Consider the following 743-nt stretch of genomic DNA (forward strand, 5'->3'; position numbering starts at 1 on the left):
TTTCAGTTGTCGTTGCTGTTATGGTTGTTGTTGGGCTTTCAGTTGTCGTTGCATTTATTGGTGTTGGGCTTTCTTGTGTTGTGTTACTTGTGACTGTTGTAGAAGTTTTTTCTGAAAAGCCTTGTTTCAATAATGCGTATCCTTTATCTATTACGTTATCAAAATTACAATTTGGATTTTCAAATCTATTAATGAGTTTATTATACGAATTAATAAACTCTTCTATTTCCAAAGAACTCATTTTCCCTTCATTTGCAAGCGACTCTATATAATTTTTCTCATTAATTATTTGAGATTGAACGAAATCTCTTTCATACTCCACTGGTGGAATTTGATTATTCTTTATATCATCTATTAGTGTTACAAAGTTTAATCTACTGTCAACTTCCAAGGGTCCAAGCAAGTCTAAATAATAATTTATTTCATATATTTGATCACGTAAAGCACTCATTTCTTTCATTACCTTGTTGAACCTATATTCCAGTATAAAGTTTCTCTTTTGAATATATCCTTCTAATGTAAGATCAGTAAGACTCTCTATTGTTGGTATTTCTGTTGTTGTTGCATTTATAGCTGGTGTGATTCTCTCGGTTGTTGTTGCTGTATTTATAGCCGGTGTAGATTTCTCGGTTGTTGTTGCTGTATTTATAGCTGGTATAGCTTTTTCGGTTGTTGCTGTATTATTTATAGCCGGTGTAGGACTGGCTGGTGTTGTAGCTGGTGTAAGTGTGTTTTCTGAAAGG

Annotated in this window: 1 pseudogene; it reads right to left on the bottom strand. The window is 33.1% G+C overall.

Annotated elements, in window-relative coordinates:
• Positions 1-743, bottom strand: a pseudogene (locus EVI01_RS13485) (hypothetical protein); the annotation flags it as partial.

This window comes from Enterococcus villorum, from assembly GCF_007990225.1.
GTDB classification, from domain to species: domain Bacteria; phylum Bacillota; class Bacilli; order Lactobacillales; family Enterococcaceae; genus Enterococcus_B; species Enterococcus_B villorum.